Here is a 22,843-nt window from a genome sequence, read left to right on the forward strand (position 1 = left end):
ACTTAAATAAGAATTTAATAAAAAGAAAAATACAACGAGTCTTGTTGCTATTTTAAATTGAAACACGATTATTAGAGGCGGAAACATTTTTACCGAATTAATAAAATAAAAAAAGAAAAATGCACCGAGCCTTAGTGCTATTTTCAATTGGAACACAATATATTAAAGGCGAACACATTTTTACCGAATTAATAAAATAAAAAAATAAAAATGCACCGAGCCTTGTTACTGTTTTAAATTGGAACATTGTAGATTAAAGGCGAACACATTTTTACCGAATTAATAAAATAAAAAAATAAAAATGCACCGAGCCTTAGTGCTATTTTCAATTGGAACACAATATATTAAAGGCGAACACATTTTTACCGAATTAATAAAATAAAAAAAGAAAAATGAAAGGGAATTATAAGTTTTTACTGCTGGCATTGTTAATTGCCTTTGCCTCATGTAGTTTTACAAGCAAAAAATTTGAAGATCCAGATAAAGATAAATTGCTCATACAGCTTATAACTTATCTGTTAGATCAAGGTCATTTTGATCCCAAAGATATTAATGATGATTTTTCATCACATGTTTTTGATACTTATTTGGATAATATAGATCCGTTTAAGCGCTATTTTTATGCATCGGACATTAAGGAATTCGAAGCATACAAAAATAATATTGACGATCAGATCAAGGCCTACGATGTGTCATTTTTTAATCTCACGCATGATCGTCTATTGCAACGAATTGCAGAATCAAAGACTATTTATTCTGATATTTTAGAAAAACCTTTCGATTTTTCTAAGGAAGAGGACTATAATGCGGACTATGAAAAATTAACTTATGTAACTAATAAGCAAGAAATGAAAGAGCGTTGGAGACAGCAACTTAAGTTTTCTACCATTGCTAATTATGATGATGCCATAGCGCAACAATTTTCAGAAAAAGAAGACGCTGAAAAGTCAAATACCATTGAAAAAAAATCAAAGAAAAAGATAGAATCTGAAGCAAGGCTAATGACCAAAAAGTCATTGGATGAGCTTTACGATTATATTGATGATAGAAGACGCGAAGATTGGTTTTCAGTTTATATAAATGCTATTGTGGAAGAATTCGATCCACATACATTTTATTTTGCACCAGAGGATAAGGAACGATTTGATAGAGATATCTCTGGTAAATTTGAAGGAATAGGTGCACGTTTGCAAAAAAAGGTCGACGGTATAGTCGTCAATGAAATTATTAGTGGAGGACCAGCTTGGAGAGCTGATGAATTAGAAGTTGGTGATCAAATATTAAAGGTGAAACAAGAAGATGAAGATGAACCTATTAATGTAGTAGGTATGCGATTGGATGATGCTATTAAATTTATAAAAGGACCAAAAGGAACTGTTGTCACGTTAACACTAAAGAAAGTAGATGGTACCATTCAGGATATATCTATTAAACGCGATGTTGTAGAATTGGAAGAAACTTACGCAAAATCGTCAATTGTAGAAAAAGATGGGAAAACTTTTGGTATTATTAATCTGCCAAAGTTTTACATCAGTTTTGAGGATTATAATGAGCGAAATGCCGCTTCAGATATCAAACAGGAAATCTTAAGATTAAAGGAGGAAGGTGTCGAAGGTCTTGTGATGGATTTAAGAAATAACGGAGGAGGTTCGCTACAGACTGTTGTTGACATTGCTGGTTTGTTTATTGAAGAAGGGCCTGTGGTACAGGTAAAAACTACTGGTGAAGCAAAAGAAGTCCTTAGTGATAGAGACAAATCTATAGTTTGGGATGGGCCTTTAGTTATTTTGGTTAATGAACTATCGGCTTCTGCTTCGGAGATTTTAGCTGCTGCAATGCAAGATTATAAACGCGGTATCGTCATTGGTAGTAAGCAAACTTACGGCAAAGGAACTGTACAAACGGTTATGGATTTAAACCGAATGGTTAGAAACAATACCCAAGGTGACATGGGTGCTTTAAAATTCACCACCCAAAAATTTTATAGAATAGATGGTGGCTCAACGCAATTAGAAGGCGTAAAGAGTGACGTGGTTGTACCAGATCGTTATAGCTATATTAATATAGGAGAAAAAGATCAAGAAAATCCATTGCCATGGGATAAAATTGATGCAGCCGATTATGAGGTTTGGGAAAATTATTTTGATTACGATACTACCATTAGTAAGAGTAAAGCGCGTATGGCTGCGAATGAGCAATTAAAGCTTATCGATGCGAATGCACAATGGGTTAAGAAAATTAGAGATCGCGAAACGTATTCATTGAACTATGAGGATTACAAGAAGGAGATGGAGATTAATGAAGAAGAAGCTAAGCGATTTTCAAAGCTTTCTGAATATCAAACAGATTTAACATTCACTTCTCTGCCTTATGAAATAAAATTAATGGATAAAGATTCAGTTTTAATGGAAAAGCGCAACCGTTGGCACAAGGCTTTAGCCAAAGATGTTTATGTCGAAGAAGCTATAAATGTGCTTCACGATTTAAAGATGACCTATGCTATAAAAAACAAGGTTGCTAATTCTGATTCTGTGAAGAATTAAAGTAAAGATGAGTTCATTATCAAATTTAGCGCTTCAAAAGTTTAAAAAGAACTTTTGGGGCGTTTTTAGTTTGGCCATTATTGCCAGTATTGGATTGGTGTCCATTTTCGCTTACCTGTTTGCGCCAGATGCTTCAAAGAATGCCAATCAGATGCATTTGGCCATTCATTCTAAATTGCCAGGTTTTGAGGTTCAAATGCTAACCATTCCATCGGGAATTGAATCGGAGCAAAACTTTTTCTCAAAATTATTCTTCGGAAAAAATAATACCGATACTGAAATTCCTATTCAGTCTTTCGAGATTAAAAATGAGGTTTTACATTATGTGGAATATGCTTCTGATGGATTAGAAGGTCTTGAAAAACAAATAGATATTTCAAGATTCCCGAATTCAAATTATAAGGCATACATCGATAGCAGAAGCTTTGTCTTTGGAACAGATAAATACGGACGGGATTATCTAAGCCGAATTTTAATTGGCTCACGCATTTCGTTTTTCATCGGTTTTGTGGCGGTTTTTATTTCATTGATTGTTGGACTTTTAATGGGCAGTTTAGCAGGTTATTATGGAGGAAAAGTAGATGCATTTATCATGTGGATTATCAATATCACATGGTCCATTCCTACATTATTATTGGTCATTGCTATAACTTTAGCTTTAGGAAAAGGCTTTTGGCAAGTGTTTATTGCTGTAGGTTTAACCATGTGGGTAGAAGTTGCAAGAGTGGTGCGTGGACAGATTATTAGCGCCAAAGAAATGCAATATGTCACAGCGGCAAGAGCTTTGGGTTATAACGATTATCGGATTATCACAAAACATATCTTACCCAATATTTTTGGGCCTTTAATAGTCATATCTGCGGCTAATTTTGCTGCTGCCATTTTAATAGAAAGCGGACTGAGTTTTTTAGGCATTGGTGCACAGCCACCGATGGCAAGTTGGGGAGCGATGATAAAAGACCATTACAATTATATTATTCTAGGGAAACCGTATCTGGCGCTAATTCCAGGTATTTGTATTATGCTATTGGTGATGGCTTTTATGTTGGTTGGGAATGCCTTGCGTGATGCTCTGGATGTGAAGACTTAATCAATTGTACGTCCATTTAAATATTTAATTGGTTTTCGATTTCAACTGCTCAATCTCATCATTAGTAGCCTGAATAAACCCTAAAACGTCTTCCTGCCCAATGCCTTTAGAAGATGAGGTCACAAAATAAGGAGGTAACTCTTCCCAGGTTTTTAGTAACACTTCGCAGTACGCTTCCACATGGCGTTCAATAGCTTTAGGTTTCAATTTATCGGCTTTGGTAAAAATAATCGCAAACGGAATACCACTTTCCCCCAAGTACTGCATAAACTCTAAATCAATAGGTTGCGGTTTGTGCCTTATATCTACAAGCACAAAAGCAGAAAGCAGTTGCTGTCGCTGTTCAAAATAATTGGTAATAAATTTCTGGAATTTCTTTTTAGAAGATTTTGAAACACGCGCATAGCCATATCCAGGCAAATCTACCAAGTACCAATTATTATTTATGATAAAATGATTGATTAACTGCGTTTTTCCAGGCCGTCCAGAGGTTTTAGCTAAACTTTTTCTGTCGGTAAGCATGTTAATCAATGACGATTTTCCCACATTACTTCGACCAATAAAAGCGTATTCAGGTAAATTATCCTTAGGGCATTTGGCCACTTCAGAATTACTAACTACAAATTCAGCTGATTTTATTTTTCCCATTTTTAGTTCCCACGAAAGTGGGAATCTCGTTTAAGTTAAACTTAGTTTTACGTGAAGCCAATGCGACAAATTTTACGAAGGAAAATTAAATTGTCAGGAACACGTTTCAACAGGTTGTACTTTGCGACTCTGCGCCTTTGCGAGCTTTTTTTGCTTCACGCTTCCAACTTCAATCTTCGAGCTTTTTTTTAAAACCCACGCTTATCAAGCCACCCACTCAAAATATCATTAAATTCATCAGGATGTTCCATCATTGCGGCATGACCGCATTTGTCAATCCAATACAATTCAGAATCTGGTAATAAATCATGAAATTCCTCTGCAACTTCAGGAGGTGTCACGCTATCATTTTTTCCCCAAATAATACAAATTGGAGTGTCCATTTTTGGCAAATCCTTTGCCATATTGTGTCTTATGGCACTTTTGGCAATCGCTAAAGTTTTTACAAGTTTGTTGCGGTCGTTAACGGTTTCGTAAACTTCATCCACAATTTCTTTGGTCGCAACTTTTGGGTCATAAAAGACATCTTGAGCTTTCTTTTTTATAACCTCATAATCGCCTCGTTTGGTATAACCGCCACCCATGGCACTTTCGTAAAGTCCGGAGCTACCCGTAATAATCAACGCTTTAACTTTTTTAGGATGAAGTTTTGTATAATATAAGCCAATGTGTCCTCCAAGGGAATTTCCTAAGATAATTACCTCGTCTAGTCCTTTAAATTCAATGAAATCTTTTAGGTATTTAGCGAAGCTTTTGACATTGGTTTTCAATAAGGACATCGTATAAATAGGCAATTCAGGAATAATCACTTTATAGCCCTTTGCGCCAAAATGTTTAGTTACGGCATCAAAATTACTAAGTCCGCCCATCAAGCCATGCAACACAATAATTGGTGTGCCTTCGCCTTCTTCAATATATCTAAATTCCTTTTCTTTTTTTAAAAGGTGTGCCATGTGCAAATTAGTGCTTGTGTGTTAAAAACAAATATAACCAAATCCTTTAGAATATAAATCATATGGAAAAAATATCGATTTTTTTATCCCAAGTATTTCGGAGTCTGTGATGTTATTTGTTCCCACTTATAGAGTCTTGGATTAAATGATGAATTCATTAGGGTGCAAATGCTTCCTGATCATTTTAATCAAAACTTATCAACAAATGTGGTAAAATGTGGTAAAAAGTGGTGTTTTTTTCAATATATTTGAATATTAATCGTTCAAACGATAAATAAAACGAATTGAATTCATTTATAGGAACATACGAATGTAAAGCGGATGCCAAAGGAAGGTTAATGATACCTGCTGTGCTCAAAAAGCAGCTGTCATCAGCTTTACAGGATGGTTTTGTTTTGAAGCGTGCTGTTTTTCAACCGTGTTTGGAGTTGTATCCTATGTCCGAATGGAACCAAATGATGGAGAAGATTAACAAACTCAATCGTTTTAAGAAAAAGAACAATGATTTTATCAGACGCTTTACGGCAGGAGTTAAAATGGTTGAAGTAGACAGTACTGGACGATTATTGATTCCGAAGGATTTAATCAGTTTTTCTGGTATAAGCAAAGCAGTGGTTTTGGCTTCTGCAGTGAATATTCTTGAAATATGGGATAAGGATAAATACGAACAGGCTATTGATGATGCGGCTTCAGATTTTGCGGATTTGGCCGAAGAGGTAATGGGACAAGAGGATGACGACAATGGATTATCATAATGCAGTTTTACTGAAGGAAACGGTTGATGGTTTAGCAATTAAACCAGATGGTGTTTATGTCGATGTCACTTTTGGAGGTGGCGGACACAGTCGTGAAATTTTATCGCGATTAGGACCAGATGGAACGTTATACGCTTTCGACCAAGATAAGGATGCTTTGGCAAATTCTATTGACGATGAGCGATTTATACTCATCAACGAGAATTTCAGGTTCGTAAAACGATTTTTAAGGTTTTATGGTGTAAAGGAAGTGGATGGTGTCTTAGCGGATTTCGGAGTGTCATCGCATCAATTCGATGTTGCGGAACGTGGTTTTTCCACGCGTTTTGAAGCCGATTTAGATATGCGGATGGACCAAGATAGTAAGCTGTCGGCTTTTGAAGTGGTGAATAAGTATGACGAAGAGCAGCTTAGAGCGGTTCTATTTCAATATGGCGAATTAAGACAAGCGCCAGCAATGGCAAGAGTAATTGTTGAAGCAAGAAAGGATGGCGAAATTAAAACGAGCGAACAATTAAAAGCAGTTTTAAAGAAATTTTTGAACCATCAAAAAGAGAACAAAGTGTTGGCACAAATATATCAAGCCATCCGAATTGAGGTCAATCAAGAAATTGAAGTTTTAAAAGAATTACTACTTCAAATGCCAGAGATTCTAAAGGAGGACGGTCGCTTAAGTTTCATCTCATACCATTCGTTGGAAGATAGATTGGTGAAGCGTTTCATAAGAAACGGGTTGTTTGAAGGGGAACCAGTACGCGATGTGTTTGGCAACTTTGAAGTGCCTTTAAAAAAAGTCGGTGGATTAATAGTGCCCTCAATAGAAGAAATAAAAGCTAATAACAGAGCTCGAAGTGCAAAACTTCGAATTGCTAAAAAAGCCTGACTTTTCATAAAACGAAGGGGACGCTATTGAGGGTAAAAATAGTTTAATTAATAGAAGATATATTCTCGTTCAATTTCTTCCCTTAGGGAAGATGTCCGCAGGATAGATGGGATGAAAAATAACATATACCACATATTAAGAGGTAAGTTCCTAATCAGCGATGATTCGTTCAAAAATTGGCGCATCATCATTTTGATTTCGGTTCTGGCGATCATCATGATAGCGAGTTCGCATAAAGCAGACCAAAAAGTCTATGAAATTGCAAAACTGACCAATGAAGTAAAGGAATTGCGCTCAGCATTTGTAGATAAAAGAGGACAGCTGATGCAACTTAAAAAAGAGTCTTTTGTAGAGGCGGAAATGAAAGAAAAAGGAATTGGGATTTCCTTAAACCCACCAACAAAAATAATAGTAAAAACACAGCAACAAGATCAGTAGGCTTTGGCAATAACAGAAAAAAACATATTAAAAAGATTATACTTCGTAGCTGGCTGCTTGTTTGTGTTTGCCATCGCTGTGGTGTTTAAGCTGGTTGATATTCAGTTTGTTCAAGGTGATGCATACCGAGCACTAGCGGAAAAAAGTACCACTAGGGATTTTCCTATTCCTGCAAATCGTGGTAATGTGTATTCTGCTGATGGTAGTTTGTTGGCGACTTCGATTCCTAAATATGATATTAGAATTGATGCCATCCAAGCAAAGGATGCCACTTTCGAAAAATATATTAATGCGCTAGCGGATTCACTTCATGTCTATAAAGGGAAACCGGTTTCTTATTACAAAAATGTGATTCGAAAAGCCAGAAAAAATAAAAACAGATATTTTCTATTAGCACGAAATATCAGCTATTCCGATTATATCCGAATGCGAAATTTCCCTTTGCTTAACCTTGGGGCTATTAAAGGCGGTTTAATTGTAGAGCAAACCACGCGACGTGAACATCCAATGGGTGGGATAGCAGAACGAACAATTGGATATGAGCGGCAAGATGAAGATGGGAATTATACAAGACCTGGCATTGATGGTGCATTTGGCGTCAAATATTTACAAGGCAAAAATGGCAAACGCCGTAAACAGAAAATTGGTAATGGTCAATGGAAACCCATAGCAGATTTCGACCAAGTAGAACCGAAAGATGGTTATGATGTTTACACCACTATCGATGTGAATATTCAAGATATAGCACATCATTCATTATTAAGACAATTAGAACTTTACGAAGCTGATCATGGCTGCGTGGTGGTTATGGATGTGAAAACAGGAGAGATAAAAGCCATTTCTAACTTAGGAAGAAACAAAAAAGGCAACTATTATGAACGGTTGAATTACGCTGTTGGCGAAAGTCATGAGCCAGGCTCAACATTTAAGGTAATGGCCATGATGGCAGCTTTGGAAGATAAGGTCATTGATACAGCAACTGTTGTTGATACCAAAAAGGGACGAAAGAAATTTTATGGTCGGTACATTACTGATTCTGGTAATGGTTATGGCGAAATCTCAGCGGCAAGAGCTTTAGAGGTGTCTTCAAATATTGGTATGGCAACTATTATTGACGATCATTATGCTAAACAGCCCGAAAAATTCTTAAACCGTTTGAGTTCATGGCGACTCGATAAACCTTTGGGTGTTGCTATTATTGGCGAAGGAAAACCAGATATCCCGAAGCCTGGTGCTTCCAATTGGAGTAGAAATGCTTTGCCGTCCATGGCTTATGGCTACAATCTGGAAATGACACCATTACAGACCTTGGCGTTTTACAATGCCATTGCAAATGATGGCGAATTGATAAAACCACGTTTTCTTAAATCCGTAAAGTCATTCGACAAGAATATTGAAGTGTTTGAAAAAGAAGTGCTTGTTGAAAAATTATGCTCTAACAAAACCTTAGCCGAAATTCAAGATATATTAAAGAACGTCGTTATTCGTGGTACTGGAGAGCGCATGTATTCTGAAACCTTTTCTATGGCTGGTAAAACAGGCACAGCAAGAACGGACTATGCTGACCTTGAAAAATGGTATAAAGATAAAAAGTATGTGTCGTCCTTCGCTGGTTATTTTCCTGCTGATAATCCGAAATATTCTTGCATCGTCGTTATCCATGAACCTAGTACAAAAGTTGGCTACTACGGAGCCGATGTTTCTGGTCCAGTTTTCAAAAGAATTGCACAAAAAATATATACTGATACACCAATTATCGATGCGATTAAAACACTCGATTTTCAAAATAAGTTAGTTGAAGAAGATTTCGAAAGCTATTTCGAAAATGCCCGAAAATACAAGGAATTAATGCCAAGTGTAGTTGGCATGCCAGCAATGGATGCGATTGCGTTGTTAGAAAACTTACAAGTTGATGTTAAGGTCAAATTAACAGGAAGTGGTATCATCAAAAAACAATCTGTAGAGAAGCATCAAAAATTACAAACCAATCAAACCATCATATTAGAAGCATCATGATGGTATTGAAAGACATATTGTATAAGGTTACCATTAATGCAGTCGTTGGCAGCACTAGCATTACTGTGGGTAAAATTGAATTCGATTCGCGTCAAATTCAAACTAATGATGTTTTTGTAGCGATTTCGGGAACGCTAACAGATGGTCATAAATTTATAGAAAAAGCCATAAAAGATGGCGCAACTGCGATTATCTGTGAAACACTTCCTGAAAACCTTCAGGATAATATCACGTATATAGAAGTGGCGAGTTCTAATCAGGCATTGGCTTTTATGGCCAATAATTTTTATGGTCAGCCGTCTGAAAATTTAAAACTAGTTGGCGTTACAGGAACAAATGGTAAGACAACGGTTTCCAGTTTGCTGTATCAGTTATTTAAAAAAGCAGGTTATAAAGTCGGACTCTTATCTACCGTAAAAATAATGGTAGATAATACCACTTACAAAGCCACACATACCACACCAGATTCGTTAACCATCAATAAATATTTACAAATGATGAATGATGAAGGTGTCGAGTTTTGCTTTATGGAAGTGAGTTCACACGGCATTCATCAAAGTAGAACAGAAGGTTTAAGGTTTGAAGGCGGTATTTTCACCAATCTATCTCATGACCATTTAGATTATCACGCCACATTCGCAGAATACAGGGATGTTAAGAAAAAGTTCTTTGACCAGCTACCAAAAGACGCGTTTGCATTATCTAACATTGATGATAAAAATGGTTTGGTCATGTTTCAAAATACTCAAGCCAAGAAATACACTTACGCTCTAAAAAACTATGCCGATTATAGAGCTCAGATTTTAGAAAATGAATTCAGCGGTTTGTTATTAAAGTTGAATGACAATGAATTGTGGACACGATTAATAGGGAGTTTTAATGCTTACAATATACTTGCTATTTACGGAACAGCCGAGTTATTAGGTTTGGACAAAGTTGAAATTTTAAGACTCATTAGTGAGCTTGAAAATGTAGCGGGACGCTTTCAGTATTTTATTTCGGAAGAAAAAATCACAGCGATTGTTGATTATGCACATACTCCAGATGCCTTAAAAAATGTCTTGGAAACCATAAACGATATTAGAACGAAAAACGAAAAACTTATTACGGTTGTGGGTTGTGGCGGAAACAGAGACAAAACGAAACGACCAAAAATGGCACATATCGCTTCAGCATTAAGTACAAAGGTGATTTTTACAAGCGACAATCCAAGAAACGAAGTGCCTGAAACCATTATTGAAGACATGGAAAAGGGGGTTGAGCCTCAAAATTTCAAAAAAACATTGTCCATAACCGATAGAAAGCAAGCTATTAAAACCGCTTGTCAAATGGCTGGGCCGAAGGATATTATTCTAATTGCAGGAAAAGGACACGAAAATTACCAAGAAATTAAAGGCGAACGCTTTGATTTTGATGATTATAAAATCGTTCAAGAATATTTAAAACAATTGCAGAAGTAGAGCTTGAAATACAAAGCAAGTCAATCTGTAAGGTTTAAAGAAAAAACTAATAACAACCAAGAATGCTGTATTACCTATTCGAATATCTAGAAGCACAGTTCCAATTACCGGGAGCATCACTTTTTGGGTTTATAACCTTTAGAGCAGCTATGGCAATTATATTGTCGTTATTGATTTCTACGATTTATGGAAAACGCATTATTCGGTTTTTACAAAAGCAACAAGTTGGCGAAACCATTCGTGATTTAGGATTGGAAGGACAGGTTGAAAAAGCAGGAACACCAACAATGGGTGGAATCATCATTATTCTGGCGACATTGATTCCTGTATTGTTGTTAGCAAAGCTTGAGAATATTTATATCATCCTATTGATTGTCACTACGCTTTGGATGGGAACTATTGGGTTTATTGATGATTACATTAAAAAATTCAAAAATGATAAAGAAGGTTTAAAAGGGCGATTTAAAGTTTTGGGTCAAGTTGGATTAGGCATTATCGTAGGAGCGACTTTGTTTTTCCATAATGATGTGACTATAAAAGAAAAATTACCAGTTCAGGAACAACGACAATTGTTGGCAGAAAATCCCGATTTACCAGCAGCCAAATTATTTGACATCGAAGAAAAATCAACAAAAACAACGATACCTTTTGTAAAGGATAATGAGTTTGATTATTCAGATTTAATCACATGGATAAGTCCAGACTTAGAGAAATATGCATGGCTAGTATTTATTCTAGTTAGTATTATCATTATCACAGCAGTTTCAAATGGCGCCAATCTCACGGATGGAATCGATGGACTTGCGGCAGGAACATCAGCCATAATTGTATTGACCTTAGGAATTTTTGCTTGGGTGTCAGGGAACATAGTTTTCTCGGAGTACTTAGATATTATGTATATCCCAAGAGTTGAAGAGATTACTATATATATCGCAGCATTCGTAGGTGCATTAATTGGTTTTCTATGGTATAATACCTATCCAGCACAAGTATTCATGGGAGATACTGGAAGTTTAACTATTGGCGGAATTATCGCTGTAATCGCTATTGCAGTGAGAAAAGAATGGTTGATTCCTGTGTTATGTGGCATTTTCCTAGCCGAAAATTTATCAGTGATCATGCAAGTCAGCTATTTCAAATACACCAGAAAAAAGTTTGGTGAAGGTCGACGTATTTTCAAAATGTCGCCTTTACATCATCACTATCAAAAATCAGGCTATCACGAAAGTAAGATTGTAACCCGTTTTTGGATTATTGGAATTTTATTGGCAATAATTTCAATTGTCACCTTAAAAATTAGATAAAACGATTTACGATATACGATTGATGATTTACGAATTGAGAATAACGATTTAAGATTGAAACAAATATTTAAAAATAGAACCCGAAAATATGCAGCAGATTGTTGGCATTTGTGTACAAAATTTCCAGTATCCAGAGAATACAATGCTTTTTGTAACCAATTGATAAGGTGTTCGAGTTCTGTTGGAGCAAATTATAGAGCCGCTTGTAGAGCGAAATCTGACGCCGATTTTATTAATAAGTTGAAAATCGTTGAAGAAGAAGCAGATGAGAGTATGTATTTCTTGGAATTGTTGCTTGAAGTTAGTGATAAAGAACATCACGAAATGAAACGCTTGCATAAAGAAGGGAATGAATTACTGTCGATAGTCGTAGCATCCATAAAAACCATGAGAGCCAAGAATCGTAAATCGTAAATCAATAATCGTAAATGATGAGGTTAGTCATATTGGGTGGAGGCGAAAGCGGAGTAGGAACAGCATTGCTCGGAAAAGCAAAAGGATACAAAGTTTTTGTATCAGACAAAGGTAAGATTAAGCAAACATATAAAGACGTTCTTTTAAATAATGAGATTGAATTTGAAGATGAACAGCATACAGAATCACAAATTCTGAATGCGGACATCGTCATGAAGAGTCCTGGCATCCCAGACAAAGTAGCATTGGTAAAACAAATCCGAGAAGCAGGCATCAAAGTGGTTTCTGAAATCGAATTTGCTTCAAAATTTACAGCTGCCACATTAGTAGCGATTACAGGAAGCAATGGGAAAACCACAACAGCAACGTTGACGCATCATTTGTTAAAGCAAGAATTAGATGTGGGCTTGGCCGGAAATATTGGAGACAGTTTTGCAAAGCAAATTCTGGAGAAAAACTACGAGAATTATGTGTTGGAGATTAGCAGTTTTCAATTGGATGATATCATCGATTTTAAACCAAAAATAGCTGTTTTAACCAATATTACGCCAGACCATTTGGATCGGTACGATTATAAGTTTGAAAACTATATCGCATCAAAATTCAGAATAGTCGAGAATCAAACGAAAGACGATTATTTCATATATGATGCCGATGATGAGGTCATTTCAGAGTATATGAAAACACATCAAATTCAATCCAAAAAATTGCCTTTTTCATTAACAAAAGTTATTGAGCAAGGCGCCTATTTAGACAATAATAAGATAATAATAACAATAGATAATAATCAAATCATTATGCCAACAAATAATTTAGCATTAGAAGGAAAACACAACGTGAAAAACGCAATGGCAGCTTCTACTGTTGCGCATTTACTAAAAATAAGAAAACAAACCATTCGTGAAAGTTTAGAGAATTTTCAAGGTGTGGAGCATCGCTTAGAACATGTTCTTAAAATCAACAAGGTGCAATACATTAACGATTCAAAAGCGACGAATGTTAATGCTACTTATTTCGCATTGGAAAGTATGGACGCACCAACGGTTTGGATAGTCGGAGGTGTTGACAAAGGCAATGATTATAAAGAGTTGTTTCCATTTGTAAACGAAAAAGTAAAAGCCATCATCTGTTTGGGTGTAGATAACGCAAAGCTTATGGAATCATTCGGAAAAATGGTAGACGTGATTATAGAGACACAATATATGAGCGAAGCTGTAAAAATCGCTTACAAATTGGCCAATGCAGGAGACAACGTCTTGTTATCGCCAGCTTGTGCGAGTTTCGATTTATTTGAAAACTATGAAGATAGAGGACGTCAGTTCAAGAATGCTGTACGGAACTTGTAAGCCCATCTTTCCCGATAGTTATCGGGATTCCAGAGGGAAGAAACTGTTGTGGCTTAGCATAGCGCAATTAACAACGAATTGTATTATATGAAAATTGGCAACTTAAAATATTATTGCAATTCTTAAAAATAGATAGACTAGAGTATCAAATAACTAATTAAATTTTCCCCTTTGGGGAAATGTCTGAAAGACAATGGGGAACATTTTCAAGCAAATAAAAGGAGATAAAGCGATTTGGGCCATAGTGGCGCTATTGGCTATATTCTCGTTTATGCCTGTTTATAGTGCGGCGAGTAATTTGGCCAATAGTGGACATACCAATACATTTTCCTTGTTAGTTAAACATTTTATGCACCTGCTTTTAGGCTTCGTGATTATGTTTGGGATCCATAAAGTACCTTATAAATATTTTCGTGGATTATCCATGATTATGATTCCAATAGTGTTTGTTTTATTACTGGTTACAATGCTTCAAGGTACTACAATTGATGGCGCCAATGCAAGCCGTTGGATTCAAATTCCTATTGTAAATATGTCGTTTCAAACATCAACTTTAGCAGCAGTGGTTTTGATGGTTTATGTAGCGAGATATTTGTCTAAAATCAAGGACAAGGAAATCAAGTTTAAGGAAACAATTTTACCACTTTGGACACCGGTTTTCTTGATTTTAATTCTCATACTTCCTGCTAATTTTTCAACAACAGCCATCATCTTTACCATGATAATGATGTTAGCATTTATAGGTGGTTATCCTCTAAAGTATTTGGGATTAATGTTATTATCTGGTTTTGCAGCATTGGCAATATTTGTACTAGTAGCAAAAGCCTTTCCAGAAGCCATGCCCAATAGAGTGGATACATGGATGAGCCGAATTGAAAATTTTGCCAATGGAGAAGATACGGAAGCCGATTATCAAATTGAAAAAGCAAAAATCGCCATTGCCACAGGGCTTACACCTTTAGGACCTGGAAAAAGCATACAAAAGAACTTTTTACCACAATCGTCTTCAGATTTTATTTTCGCCATTATTATTGAAGAATACGGTTTGTATGGCGGCATATTTTTATTGATTTTATATATGTGGTTGCTGTTTAGAATTGTGATTGTTAGCCATAAGTCAGATACTGTATTTGGAAAATTATTGGTTTTAGCCGTCGGATTGCCAATTGTGTTTCAGGCCTTGATCAATATGGCAGTTGCAGTAGAATTATTTCCTGTTACAGGCCAGACACTACCGTTAATCAGCAGTGGAGGAACATCCATTTGGATGACCTGTTTAGCGATAGGAATTATTCTAAGTGTAAGCGCAAAACGCGAAGAATTAAAAGAACAGGAAGACGCAGAAGACAATCCTTTAGCTATTTTAAGTGAGACTATTTAATATGTACGATGTTAGATTTTTGATTTAAGATAAATGGAGTGGAAATATGACATCAAAATTAGCATCACTAGCAAAAATAAAAGAAGAATGACCAGGTAAAAGGTTATAAAATTAATATAGAGAGAAATCGTAATTCGTAAATCTTGAATCTAAAATCAAAGACATATCGATTCATCCTTTCAGGAGGAGGTACAGGAGGACACATTTATCCTGCAGTCGCTATTGCAGATGAATTAAAATCACGTTACCCAAATGCCGAATTCCTATTCGTTGGTGCTTCTGACCGAATGGAAATGGATAAAGTACCACAAGCGGGTTATAAAATCGAAGGTTTATGGATTTCCGGAATTCAGCGAAAACTAACATTGAAGAATTTAGCCTTCCCGTTTAAGTTAATGAGTAGTTTATTGCGTTCAAGAAAAATTGTGAACACCTTTAAACCAGATGCTGTCATTGGTACTGGTGGTTTTGCCAGTGGGCCCTTGTTGCAAGTGGCGTCTTCAAAAGGAATTCCGAGCTTAATTCAGGAACAGAACTCGTTTCCAGGAATCACAAATAAATTGTTGGCGAAAAAAGTAAATACCATTTGCGTGGCCTATGAAGGCTTGGAAAAGTTCTTTCCAAAAGATAAAATCAGATTAACAGGAAACCCTATCCGAAAGGATCTATTGGAAGTAAAGAATAAACAAATTGAAGGTAAAGATGCGTTCAAATTAAAACATAATAAACAAACGCTTTTAGTTTTAGGCGGAAGTCTAGGAGCCCGAAGAATCAATCAACTTATAGAGGCCAATATCAATTTTTTTGAGGCACAGAATATTCAAGTGCTATGGCAATGTGGAAAATTGTATTATGACCAGTATAAGTCATACAATGATTCAAAAAATGTGCAAGTTCATGCCTTTTTGAATCAAATGGATATGGCTTATGCAGCGGCTGACGTTATCATTTCTAGAGCAGGAGCCATTTCGGTTTCAGAATTATGCATCGTTGGAAAGCCCGTAATTTTTATTCCATCACCAAATGTGGCTGAAGACCATCAAACTAAAAACGCAAAATCGGTTGCAGATAAAAATGCAGCTATATTAATACGGGAAAAAGATTTGGATACTGATTTTCAAAATGTTTTTTCAGAATTAATTACAAACGAAGACAAACAAAAAGAATTAAGTAAAAATATTGAAGCCTTAGCATTGGTTAATGCAACAAATGCTATTGCGGATGAGGTTGAGAAATTGTTAAAATAAAAGCCCATCTTAATCTTCCCAGAGGGAAGAAACTGAGACGAAAACAGAAATGAATAGTTTTAACGAACATATTAGCAACCGTGAAAAGGCCCTTCCTTCTGGGAAGGGTTTGGGATGGGCTTCTTCCATCTATTTCATCGGAATCGGAGGCATCGGAATGAGTGCTTTGGCACGTTATTTTGTTGCCAATGGTAAACAGGTGGCTGGTTATGACAAAACACCAACTGAAATTACCAATTCGTTAGAAGATTTAGGAATCGCCATTCATTTTGAAGATGATATTAAAAACGTTTCAGAAACATTTTTAAATCCTGAAAAAACCTTGGTGGTTTATACACCAGCGATTCCTAAAAACCACGCGGAATTCAACTATTTTAAAGACAACAATTTCAAAGTTTCAAAACGCTCTACAGTTTTAGGGGAAATTACAAAGCAAACGGTTTGTTTGGCAGTTGCTGGTACACATGGAAAAACAACAACAACCAGTATTTTAGGTCATCTATTGAATGTTTGTGGCGTACCTGTGACAGCATTTCTAGGTGGAATAAGTGAGAATTATAATTCGAATTTAATAATAAACGGCACCGAAGTTACGGTGGTTGAAGCTGATGAATTTGACCGTTCGTTTTTAACCTTGTCACCAGATTTGGCATGCATCACTTCCATGGATGCTGACCATTTGGATATTTACGGTAATGCTGATGAGTTGATTAAAACCTTCAAGGATTTTTCAGAATGTATAAAGCCAAACGGGAAATTATTTGTAAAAAACGGTTTGCCATTGAAAGGCATTACTTACGGAATTGAAGATGATTCTGATTATAGTGCCCAAAATATAAGCATTGAAAATGGCAGTTATGTGTTTGATATAAATACACCGAACGGAATCCATAAAAACTTCAAATTCAGTTTACCAGGAAGGCATAATCTATCAAATGCAATAGTTGCATTAGCAATGGCTGTGGAATATGGTTGCTCTTATGAAGCATTAGCCAAGGGTTTAGAATCTTACAAGGGCGTAAAACGCAGATTTACCTATCAAATTAAAACTGAAGATTTTGTATTTATAGATGATTACGCGCATCATCCGGAAGAAATCAATGCCGTACATCAAGCGGTTAGGGAAATGTATCCTGATAAAAAAGTGTTAGCGATTTTTCAGCCACACCTATTCAGTAGAACTAAAGATTTTGTTGATGGATTTGCCGAAAGTCTTTCAAAATTCGATGAATTATTGCTTTTAGAGATCTATCCAGCAAGAGAGTTACCCATCGAAGGTGTAACTTCAAAATGGTTATTACATAAAATTCAAAATTCAAATAAAAAAGTAATTGAAAAATCAGAAATAATTGATGAAATAAGAAAATCCAAGGCTCAAATCGTTTTAACCATTGGAGCAGGAGATATTGGAGCAGAAGTGAAACCTATAAAAGAAGCGTTCCATGTTTAAGATTAATTATAACTACATAAAAATCATTGGATTAATTCTAATAGTAGGTTTTTTGTTTGCGTTTTCAAACCAAAGAAATAAAAACAGAATCGTTGGCGATCCTCAAATAAAATTCTTGGGGGAAAACGAATTATTCATTACCGATGCGAATGTTAGTAAATTGTTAATACAAAATCTCGAACCTGTTTCAGAACAGCCTAAAGAAATTATAGATTTGAACAAATTAGAATCTGCCCTGAATTCTAACCCAATGATAAAGGAAGCGGAAGTGTATATGTCAGTAAACGGTACACTTTCAGCCGAAATTGTACAGAAACGACCTATTGCAAGAGTGAACACTAATACATCGTATTACATAGATGATGAAGGTGGCTATATGCCTTTATCCTATAATTATGCGGCAAGAGTGCCACTTGTTAGTGGAAATATTAAGAAAAATAAGCTTGAAACGGTCTTTCAATTTGCAAAAGCTGTTGATGAAGATGATTTCTTAAGGAAATATGTCATTGAGATTCGTCAGAACGACGACAATACCATTGATTTTAAAATTCGAAAAAGTGATTTTACGGTTCATGTTGGATCTTTAAATCAACTCGAAAAAAAGATAAACAATTTTAAGGCGTTTTACCAAAAGGCTTTGAAAGACCAGATTTTAGATAACTATGCATTAGTGAATTTAAAATTTGATAAACAAGTTATTTGCACCAAAAAGTAAACCATGGACAAACAAAATATTTCAGTAGGTCTAGATATAGGAACCACAAAGATTGTGGCCATGATTGGTCGCAAGAACGAGTACGATAAAGTTGAGATTTTAGGTTTGGGAAAGGCTAAAAGCATGGGTGTGCATCGTGGTGTGGTTAACAATATTACCCAAACTATTCAGTCCATTCAACAAGCGGTTCAGGAAGCAGAAGCTGCTGCATCAGAAAAAATTGAAGATGTAACCGTTGGTATCGCAGGTCAGCATATTCGAAGTTTACAGCATAGCGATTATATCACGCGCCCAAATTCGGATATGGTCATTGATGAGGACGATATTGATCGTTTAATCAATCAAGTGCATAAATTGGTGATGTTGCCTGGTGAAGAAATTATTCACGTACTGCCACAAGAATTTAAGATTGATGGTCAGGCAGAAATTAAGGAACCCATAGGAATGTATGGCGGACGATTGGAAGCTAATTTCCATGTGGTTGTTGGTCAAGTGTCTTCGATAAGAAATGTTGGCCGTTGTATAAAAAGTGCAGGATTAACGCTTGAAGGTATCACGTTAGAACCTTTAGCTTCCGCAAATGCTGTATTGAGTCAAGAAGAGAAAGAGGCAGGTGTGGCGTTGATTGATATAGGAGGTGGAACCACGGATTTAGCGGTGTTTAAAGATGGAATTATTCGACATACCGCTGTAATACCATTCGGTGGAAATGTAATTACCGAAGACATAAAAGAAGGTTGTTCCATTATTGAAAAGCAAGCCGAACTTTTAAAAGTGAAATTTGGTTCTGCATGGCCAGGCGAAAATAAGGACAATGAAATTGTGTCTATTCCAGGATTAAGAGGACGAGAGCCAAAAGAAATTACATTAAAGAATTTGTCTAAAATTATTCACGCAAGGGTTGTGGAAATTATAGAACAAGTTTATGTAGAAATAAAAAATTACGGTCACGAAGAGCAAAAGAAGAAACTGATTGGTGGAATTGTTTTAACGGGAGGCGGAAGCCAATTGAAACATTTAAAGCAATTAGTGGAATATATCACAGGAATGGATACCAGAATAGGATATCCTAATGAGCATTTAGCAGGAGATAGTGATGAAGATATTGCAAGTCCATTGTTTGCCACAGCCGTTGGTTTGGTAATGGACGGCTTAAAACGCCAAGAACGTAAAAAGGCAGAAGCAATTGAAGAGGAAATGATTATTGAGAATGAAGCTGAGGAATTGTCAGAGCCAGAAATAGAAATTAGAGTAGAAGAGAAAGTAAAAGAGCGTCGTTCATTTTTAGATAAGTTAACGGAGCGTGTAAAGGATTTTTTGGATAATGCTGAGTAAGCACATTATCCAAACCATAAGTAAAATAGAATTGAAAACCCATAATCATAATTATCATGAGTAATAGCAACGAATTTGGAAATATTTCATTTGATTTGCCAAAGCATCAATCAAACGTCATCAAGGTTATTGGTGTCGGAGGAGGTGGAAGCAACGCCATCAATCACATGTTTCAGCAAGGTATTAAAGGTGTTGATTTTGTCATTTGTAACACGGATGCACAAGCCCTTCAAAGTAGTGGCGTTCCAAATAAAATTCAATTAGGAGTTGCCTTGACCGAAGGTTTGGGAGCAGGTGCGAATCCAGATGTTGGAGAAGAAGCAGCGATTGAAAGTTTAGAGGATATTCGCAGAATGTTGGATACCAATACCAAAATGATATTTATCACAGCAGGAATGGGTGGTGGAACAGGAACTGGAGCTGCACCAATCATTGCGAAAATGGCGAAAGAACTCGATATTCTTACCGTAGGAATTGTAACAATGCCATTTCAGTTTGAAGGTAAAATGCGTAATGCACAAGCCCAACGTGGTATCGAAAAATTACGTTCGCATGTAGATTCATTGGTGGTCATCAATAACAATAAATTGCGCGAAGTTTACGGAAATCTTGGATTTAAAGCCGGTTTCTCTAAGGCGGACGAAGTATTATCTACCGCATCTCGTGGTATCGCGGAAGTCATCACACATCACTACACACAAAATATTGATTTACGTGATGCTAAAACCGTATTGAGCAACAGTGGAACTGCCATTATGGGTTCAGCGACAGCTTCGGGTAAAACAAGAGCGCAAGAAGCGATTATGAGCGCATTGGATTCGCCATTACTTAACGATAATAAAATCACAGGAGCTAAGAACGTATTGTTACTCATCGTTTCCGGTTCCCAAGAAATTACTATTGATGAAATTGGGGAAATCAACGACCATATTCAAACTGAAGCAGGTCATGGTGCAAACATCATAATGGGTGTTGGCGAAGACGAGGATTTACAAGAATCTATATCGGTAACAATTATCGCTACAGGATTTGATATGGATCAGCAGAATGAAATTTCCAATACGGAAACCAAAAAAGTGGTTCATGCGTTAGAAGAAGCTCCTGAAACAGGAATCAGTACGCAAGAAAAAGACCCAGCGATCATTACACCAGATATTGTCTTAGAGAAAGAAAAAGAAGTGCCAATTGTTCGCCATACGTTGCTAGAGGATGAGGAAGAAGAGAGAAAAAATGAAGTTAAAGCTGAAGAAAATAAAAGTACAGATTTAATCGCGACTACAGATTTCTTAAAGAACATGAATATTGTTTATGATGAAGTCTTAGATAAAAAACCTGAACCTTTAGTTGAGCCAGAAGATTTTGTGATTACGCCCATTGTAAATAAAGCTGAAACAATTGATGAAACACCAGAAGAACAAATTACGTTCTCATTCGATTTGCCTTTAGCGAACAAAAAAACAGAACAAGAGGAAGAGCCAAAAGCTGAAGAGGAAAAAATGTTCTTTAGTTTAGAGGACGAGGTAAAAGATATAGATGTCAATCAGCCGGTTGAGATTATTGCAGTAACAGAAGTTAATGAGAAAGGGGAAAAACGCTATGCTTTAGATGATTTTGAAACTTTTGAGTCCTCTATAAACACTAAAAAGGAGAAAACAGAAACAAAAGAAGAAATTGTTTTTGAAAAGAAAACGATTCCTACTGATAAAACTGTTGAAGCACCAGAAGAGATTGATCCAATGAATAGTCCAATCTCTGAAATGCTTATCGCTCGTGCCGATGAGCGCAGAAGAAAAATGAAAGATTTCAATTATAAATTCAATGATGCCAAAGTAAACGAAATCGAAAAAGTACCTGCTTACAAAAGACAAGGTGTTAACCTAGAAGATGCGCAGCATTCTTCTGAAACCAAAGCTTCTCGACTATCTGTCGGAACTGATGAAAATGACGACATTCAGTTAAGAAGTAATAATTCTTTTTTACACGATAATGTAGATTAATAGCAAGTTTAACTATTGTGTTTAAACACTAATGTCTAGCCCAAAAAGTTTCCCAGCTTTTTGGGCTTTTTGTTTATAATGGAACTTGTTTTGGGTTTTTCCATTAGTTTTGGGTTTTATCTTTTTATGATTTTAACTCCGTTTGTCTGTTTGTTACGGTTTTAGTCTATATTCTTGATTCTAATAGCGAAGCGGTCTTTTGTCTCTTGTAGGAAAACAAAGATGTAGAATGATAATTGGTACAAATCTTATGTGACGTGAGCGAAACTTTTTACTATCTTCGCACTTTCTAAATAGAATCAAATAATGAGCTTACAAGTCGAAATAATGACTGCTATGAAAGCAGCAATGAAAGACAAAGACCAAACAGCCTTAGCGGCTTTAAGAGCTGTAAAATCAGAGATTTTATTAGCACAAACTTCAGGTGCAAACGAAGGTTTGTCTGAAGACGAAGAAATAAAAATTTTATCCAAGTTGGTAAAACAGCGCAAGGATAGTGCTGCTATTTTTGCAGAACAAAACCGAAACGATTTGGCTGAGCCGGAATTAGCGCAAGCAGAAGTTATCAGTCAGTTTTTACCTGAGCAGTTGTCAGAAGAGAAGATTACCGTTGAAGTCATGAAGGTTATAGCAGCAGTTGGTGCTGAAGGCATGAAAGACATGGGGAAGGTTATGGGTATTGTGAGCAAAAACTTAGCAGGACAAGCAGATGGAAAAACAATATCTAATATTGTGAAAGCTAACTTGTCATAAATTAAATATAAATAATATTCCTGCTTACGCAGGAACTTTGGCTGCGTAGTTCAACTGGATAGAATATCAGATTTCGGCTCTGAGGGTTGGGGGTTCGAATCCCTTCGCGGTCACG

At 36.1% G+C, this 22,843-nt stretch carries 19 protein-coding genes and 1 tRNA gene; 18 read left to right on the forward strand and 2 right to left on the reverse strand.

The annotated features are described in order from the left end of the window. Positions 1 to 392 precede the first annotated feature (392 nt). Both HM987_RS02340 and HM987_RS02345 read left to right on the forward strand, forming a co-directional pair. A complete protein-coding gene (locus HM987_RS02340) occupies positions 393 to 2,543 on the forward strand; it encodes a carboxy terminal-processing peptidase (protein ID WP_179004865.1) in 2,151 nt (716 codons plus the stop codon). Positions 2,544 to 2,550: 7 nt separating this feature from the next. Then, positions 2,551 to 3,633, forward strand: a complete 1,083-nt coding sequence (locus HM987_RS02345; RefSeq protein ID WP_229724567.1) for an ABC transporter permease — start codon at positions 2,551 to 2,553, stop codon at positions 3,631 to 3,633. A 24-nt stretch (positions 3,634 to 3,657) separates the two neighbouring features. Here HM987_RS02345 and yihA read toward each other — a convergent pair whose 3' ends face one another. Beyond that, positions 3,658 to 4,281, reverse strand: a complete 624-nt coding sequence (gene yihA, locus HM987_RS02350; RefSeq protein WP_179004867.1) for a ribosome biogenesis GTP-binding protein YihA/YsxC — start codon at positions 4,279 to 4,281, stop codon at positions 3,658 to 3,660. A 188-nt stretch (positions 4,282 to 4,469) separates the two neighbouring features. Next, positions 4,470 to 5,234 (reverse strand): alpha/beta fold hydrolase, encoded by a 765-nt coding sequence (locus HM987_RS02355; protein WP_179004869.1) that lies wholly within the window; start codon positions 5,232 to 5,234, stop codon positions 4,470 to 4,472. A 284-nt stretch (positions 5,235 to 5,518) separates the two neighbouring features. Here HM987_RS02355 and mraZ point away from each other — a divergent pair, with 284 nt between their 5' ends. The 16 genes from mraZ to HM987_RS02435 all read left to right on the forward strand — a co-directional run bounded on the left by mraZ (position 5,519) and on the right by HM987_RS02435 (position 22,841). Then, positions 5,519 to 5,989 (forward strand): division/cell wall cluster transcriptional repressor MraZ, encoded by a 471-nt coding sequence (gene mraZ, locus HM987_RS02360; RefSeq protein WP_179004871.1) that lies wholly within the window; start codon positions 5,519 to 5,521, stop codon positions 5,987 to 5,989. Further along, complete coding sequence (gene rsmH / locus HM987_RS02365) at positions 5,976 to 6,872, forward strand: 16S rRNA (cytosine(1402)-N(4))-methyltransferase RsmH (protein ID WP_179004873.1); 897 nt, start codon at positions 5,976 to 5,978, stop codon at positions 6,870 to 6,872. The genes mraZ and rsmH overlap by 14 nt, the downstream gene beginning before the upstream one ends. 111 nt (positions 6,873 to 6,983) lie before the next feature. Next, positions 6,984 to 7,310 carry an FtsL-like putative cell division protein gene (locus HM987_RS02370; protein WP_178990354.1) on the forward strand — a complete coding sequence of 109 codons (327 nt, stop codon included), beginning with the start codon at positions 6,984 to 6,986 and terminating at the stop codon, positions 7,308 to 7,310. 3 nt (positions 7,311 to 7,313) lie between these two features. Continuing rightward, a complete protein-coding gene (locus HM987_RS02375; protein ID WP_179004875.1) occupies positions 7,314 to 9,326 on the forward strand; it encodes a penicillin-binding protein in 2,013 nt (670 codons plus the stop codon). Further along, on the forward strand, positions 9,323 to 10,786 hold the full coding sequence (locus tag HM987_RS02380; RefSeq protein ID WP_179004877.1) for a UDP-N-acetylmuramoyl-L-alanyl-D-glutamate--2,6-diaminopimelate ligase: 1,464 nt from the start codon (positions 9,323 to 9,325) through the stop codon (positions 10,784 to 10,786). The genes HM987_RS02375 and HM987_RS02380 overlap by 4 nt, the downstream gene beginning before the upstream one ends. A gap of 62 nt (positions 10,787 to 10,848) precedes the next feature. Continuing rightward, positions 10,849 to 12,090, forward strand: a complete 1,242-nt coding sequence (mraY, locus tag HM987_RS02385; RefSeq protein ID WP_178990348.1) for a phospho-N-acetylmuramoyl-pentapeptide-transferase — start codon at positions 10,849 to 10,851, stop codon at positions 12,088 to 12,090. Between the two features lie 54 nt (positions 12,091 to 12,144). Next, positions 12,145 to 12,504, forward strand: coding sequence for a four helix bundle protein (locus tag HM987_RS02390; protein ID WP_179004879.1), 360 nt, complete (start codon positions 12,145 to 12,147; stop codon positions 12,502 to 12,504). A 14-nt stretch (positions 12,505 to 12,518) separates the two neighbouring features. Then, on the forward strand, positions 12,519 to 13,850 hold the full coding sequence (gene murD, locus HM987_RS02395; RefSeq protein WP_179004881.1) for a UDP-N-acetylmuramoyl-L-alanine--D-glutamate ligase: 1,332 nt from the start codon (positions 12,519 to 12,521) through the stop codon (positions 13,848 to 13,850). Positions 13,851 to 14,043: 193 nt separating this feature from the next. Next, complete coding sequence (locus HM987_RS02400) at positions 14,044 to 15,231, forward strand: FtsW/RodA/SpoVE family cell cycle protein (RefSeq protein ID WP_179004883.1); 1,188 nt, start codon at positions 14,044 to 14,046, stop codon at positions 15,229 to 15,231. 143 nt (positions 15,232 to 15,374) lie between these two features. Next, a complete protein-coding gene (gene murG / locus HM987_RS02405; RefSeq protein WP_370622877.1) occupies positions 15,375 to 16,478 on the forward strand; it encodes an undecaprenyldiphospho-muramoylpentapeptide beta-N-acetylglucosaminyltransferase in 1,104 nt (367 codons plus the stop codon). A 49-nt stretch (positions 16,479 to 16,527) separates the two neighbouring features. Further along, positions 16,528 to 17,928: a UDP-N-acetylmuramate--L-alanine ligase gene (murC, locus tag HM987_RS02410; protein WP_179004885.1), complete on the forward strand. Its 1,401-nt coding sequence runs from the start codon at positions 16,528 to 16,530 to the stop codon at positions 17,926 to 17,928. Continuing rightward, positions 17,921 to 18,643, forward strand: a complete 723-nt coding sequence (locus HM987_RS02415; RefSeq protein ID WP_179004887.1) for a cell division protein FtsQ/DivIB — start codon at positions 17,921 to 17,923, stop codon at positions 18,641 to 18,643. The genes murC and HM987_RS02415 overlap by 8 nt, the downstream gene beginning before the upstream one ends. A gap of 3 nt (positions 18,644 to 18,646) precedes the next feature. After that, positions 18,647 to 19,978, forward strand: coding sequence for a cell division protein FtsA (ftsA, locus tag HM987_RS02420; RefSeq protein WP_179004889.1), 1,332 nt, complete (start codon positions 18,647 to 18,649; stop codon positions 19,976 to 19,978). Positions 19,979 to 20,034: 56 nt separating this feature from the next. Then, positions 20,035 to 21,975, forward strand: coding sequence for a cell division protein FtsZ (gene ftsZ / locus HM987_RS02425; protein ID WP_179004891.1), 1,941 nt, complete (start codon positions 20,035 to 20,037; stop codon positions 21,973 to 21,975). A gap of 306 nt (positions 21,976 to 22,281) precedes the next feature. Further along, on the forward strand, positions 22,282 to 22,728 hold the full coding sequence (locus tag HM987_RS02430; protein WP_179004893.1) for a GatB/YqeY domain-containing protein: 447 nt from the start codon (positions 22,282 to 22,284) through the stop codon (positions 22,726 to 22,728). Between the two features lie 39 nt (positions 22,729 to 22,767). After that, positions 22,768 to 22,841, forward strand: a tRNA-Arg gene (locus tag HM987_RS02435). Positions 22,842 to 22,843 lie beyond the last annotated feature (2 nt).

The sequence above is a fragment of the Winogradskyella forsetii genome, from assembly GCF_013394595.1.
Classification (GTDB): Bacteria; Bacteroidota; Bacteroidia; order Flavobacteriales; family Flavobacteriaceae; genus Winogradskyella; species Winogradskyella forsetii.

Excerpts from the sequence above, each read along its gene's own strand:
- HM987_RS02340 (WP_179004865.1), top strand. The coding sequence starts at position 393 with ATGAAAGGGAATTATAAGTTTTTACTGCTGGCATTGTTAATTGCCTTT.
- HM987_RS02345 (WP_229724567.1), top strand. The coding sequence starts at position 2,551 with ATGAGTTCATTATCAAATTTAGCGCTTCAAAAGTTTAAAAAGAACTTT.
- yihA (WP_179004867.1), bottom strand. The coding sequence starts at position 4,281 with ATGGGAAAAATAAAATCAGCTGAATTTGTAGTTAGTAATTCTGAAGTG.
- HM987_RS02355 (WP_179004869.1), bottom strand. The coding sequence starts at position 5,234 with ATGGCACACCTTTTAAAAAAAGAAAAGGAATTTAGATATATTGAAGAA.
- rsmH (WP_179004873.1), top strand. The coding sequence starts at position 5,976 with ATGGATTATCATAATGCAGTTTTACTGAAGGAAACGGTTGATGGTTTA.
- HM987_RS02370 (WP_178990354.1), top strand. The coding sequence starts at position 6,984 with ATGAAAAATAACATATACCACATATTAAGAGGTAAGTTCCTAATCAGC.
- HM987_RS02380 (WP_179004877.1), top strand. The coding sequence starts at position 9,323 with ATGATGGTATTGAAAGACATATTGTATAAGGTTACCATTAATGCAGTC.
- mraY (WP_178990348.1), top strand. The coding sequence starts at position 10,849 with ATGCTGTATTACCTATTCGAATATCTAGAAGCACAGTTCCAATTACCG.
- murD (WP_179004881.1), top strand. The coding sequence starts at position 12,519 with ATGATGAGGTTAGTCATATTGGGTGGAGGCGAAAGCGGAGTAGGAACA.
- HM987_RS02400 (WP_179004883.1), top strand. The coding sequence starts at position 14,044 with ATGGGGAACATTTTCAAGCAAATAAAAGGAGATAAAGCGATTTGGGCC.
- murC (WP_179004885.1), top strand. The coding sequence starts at position 16,528 with ATGAATAGTTTTAACGAACATATTAGCAACCGTGAAAAGGCCCTTCCT.
- HM987_RS02415 (WP_179004887.1), top strand. The coding sequence starts at position 17,921 with ATGTTTAAGATTAATTATAACTACATAAAAATCATTGGATTAATTCTA.
- ftsA (WP_179004889.1), top strand. The coding sequence starts at position 18,647 with ATGGACAAACAAAATATTTCAGTAGGTCTAGATATAGGAACCACAAAG.
- ftsZ (WP_179004891.1), top strand. The coding sequence starts at position 20,035 with ATGAGTAATAGCAACGAATTTGGAAATATTTCATTTGATTTGCCAAAG.
- HM987_RS02430 (WP_179004893.1), top strand. The coding sequence starts at position 22,282 with ATGAGCTTACAAGTCGAAATAATGACTGCTATGAAAGCAGCAATGAAA.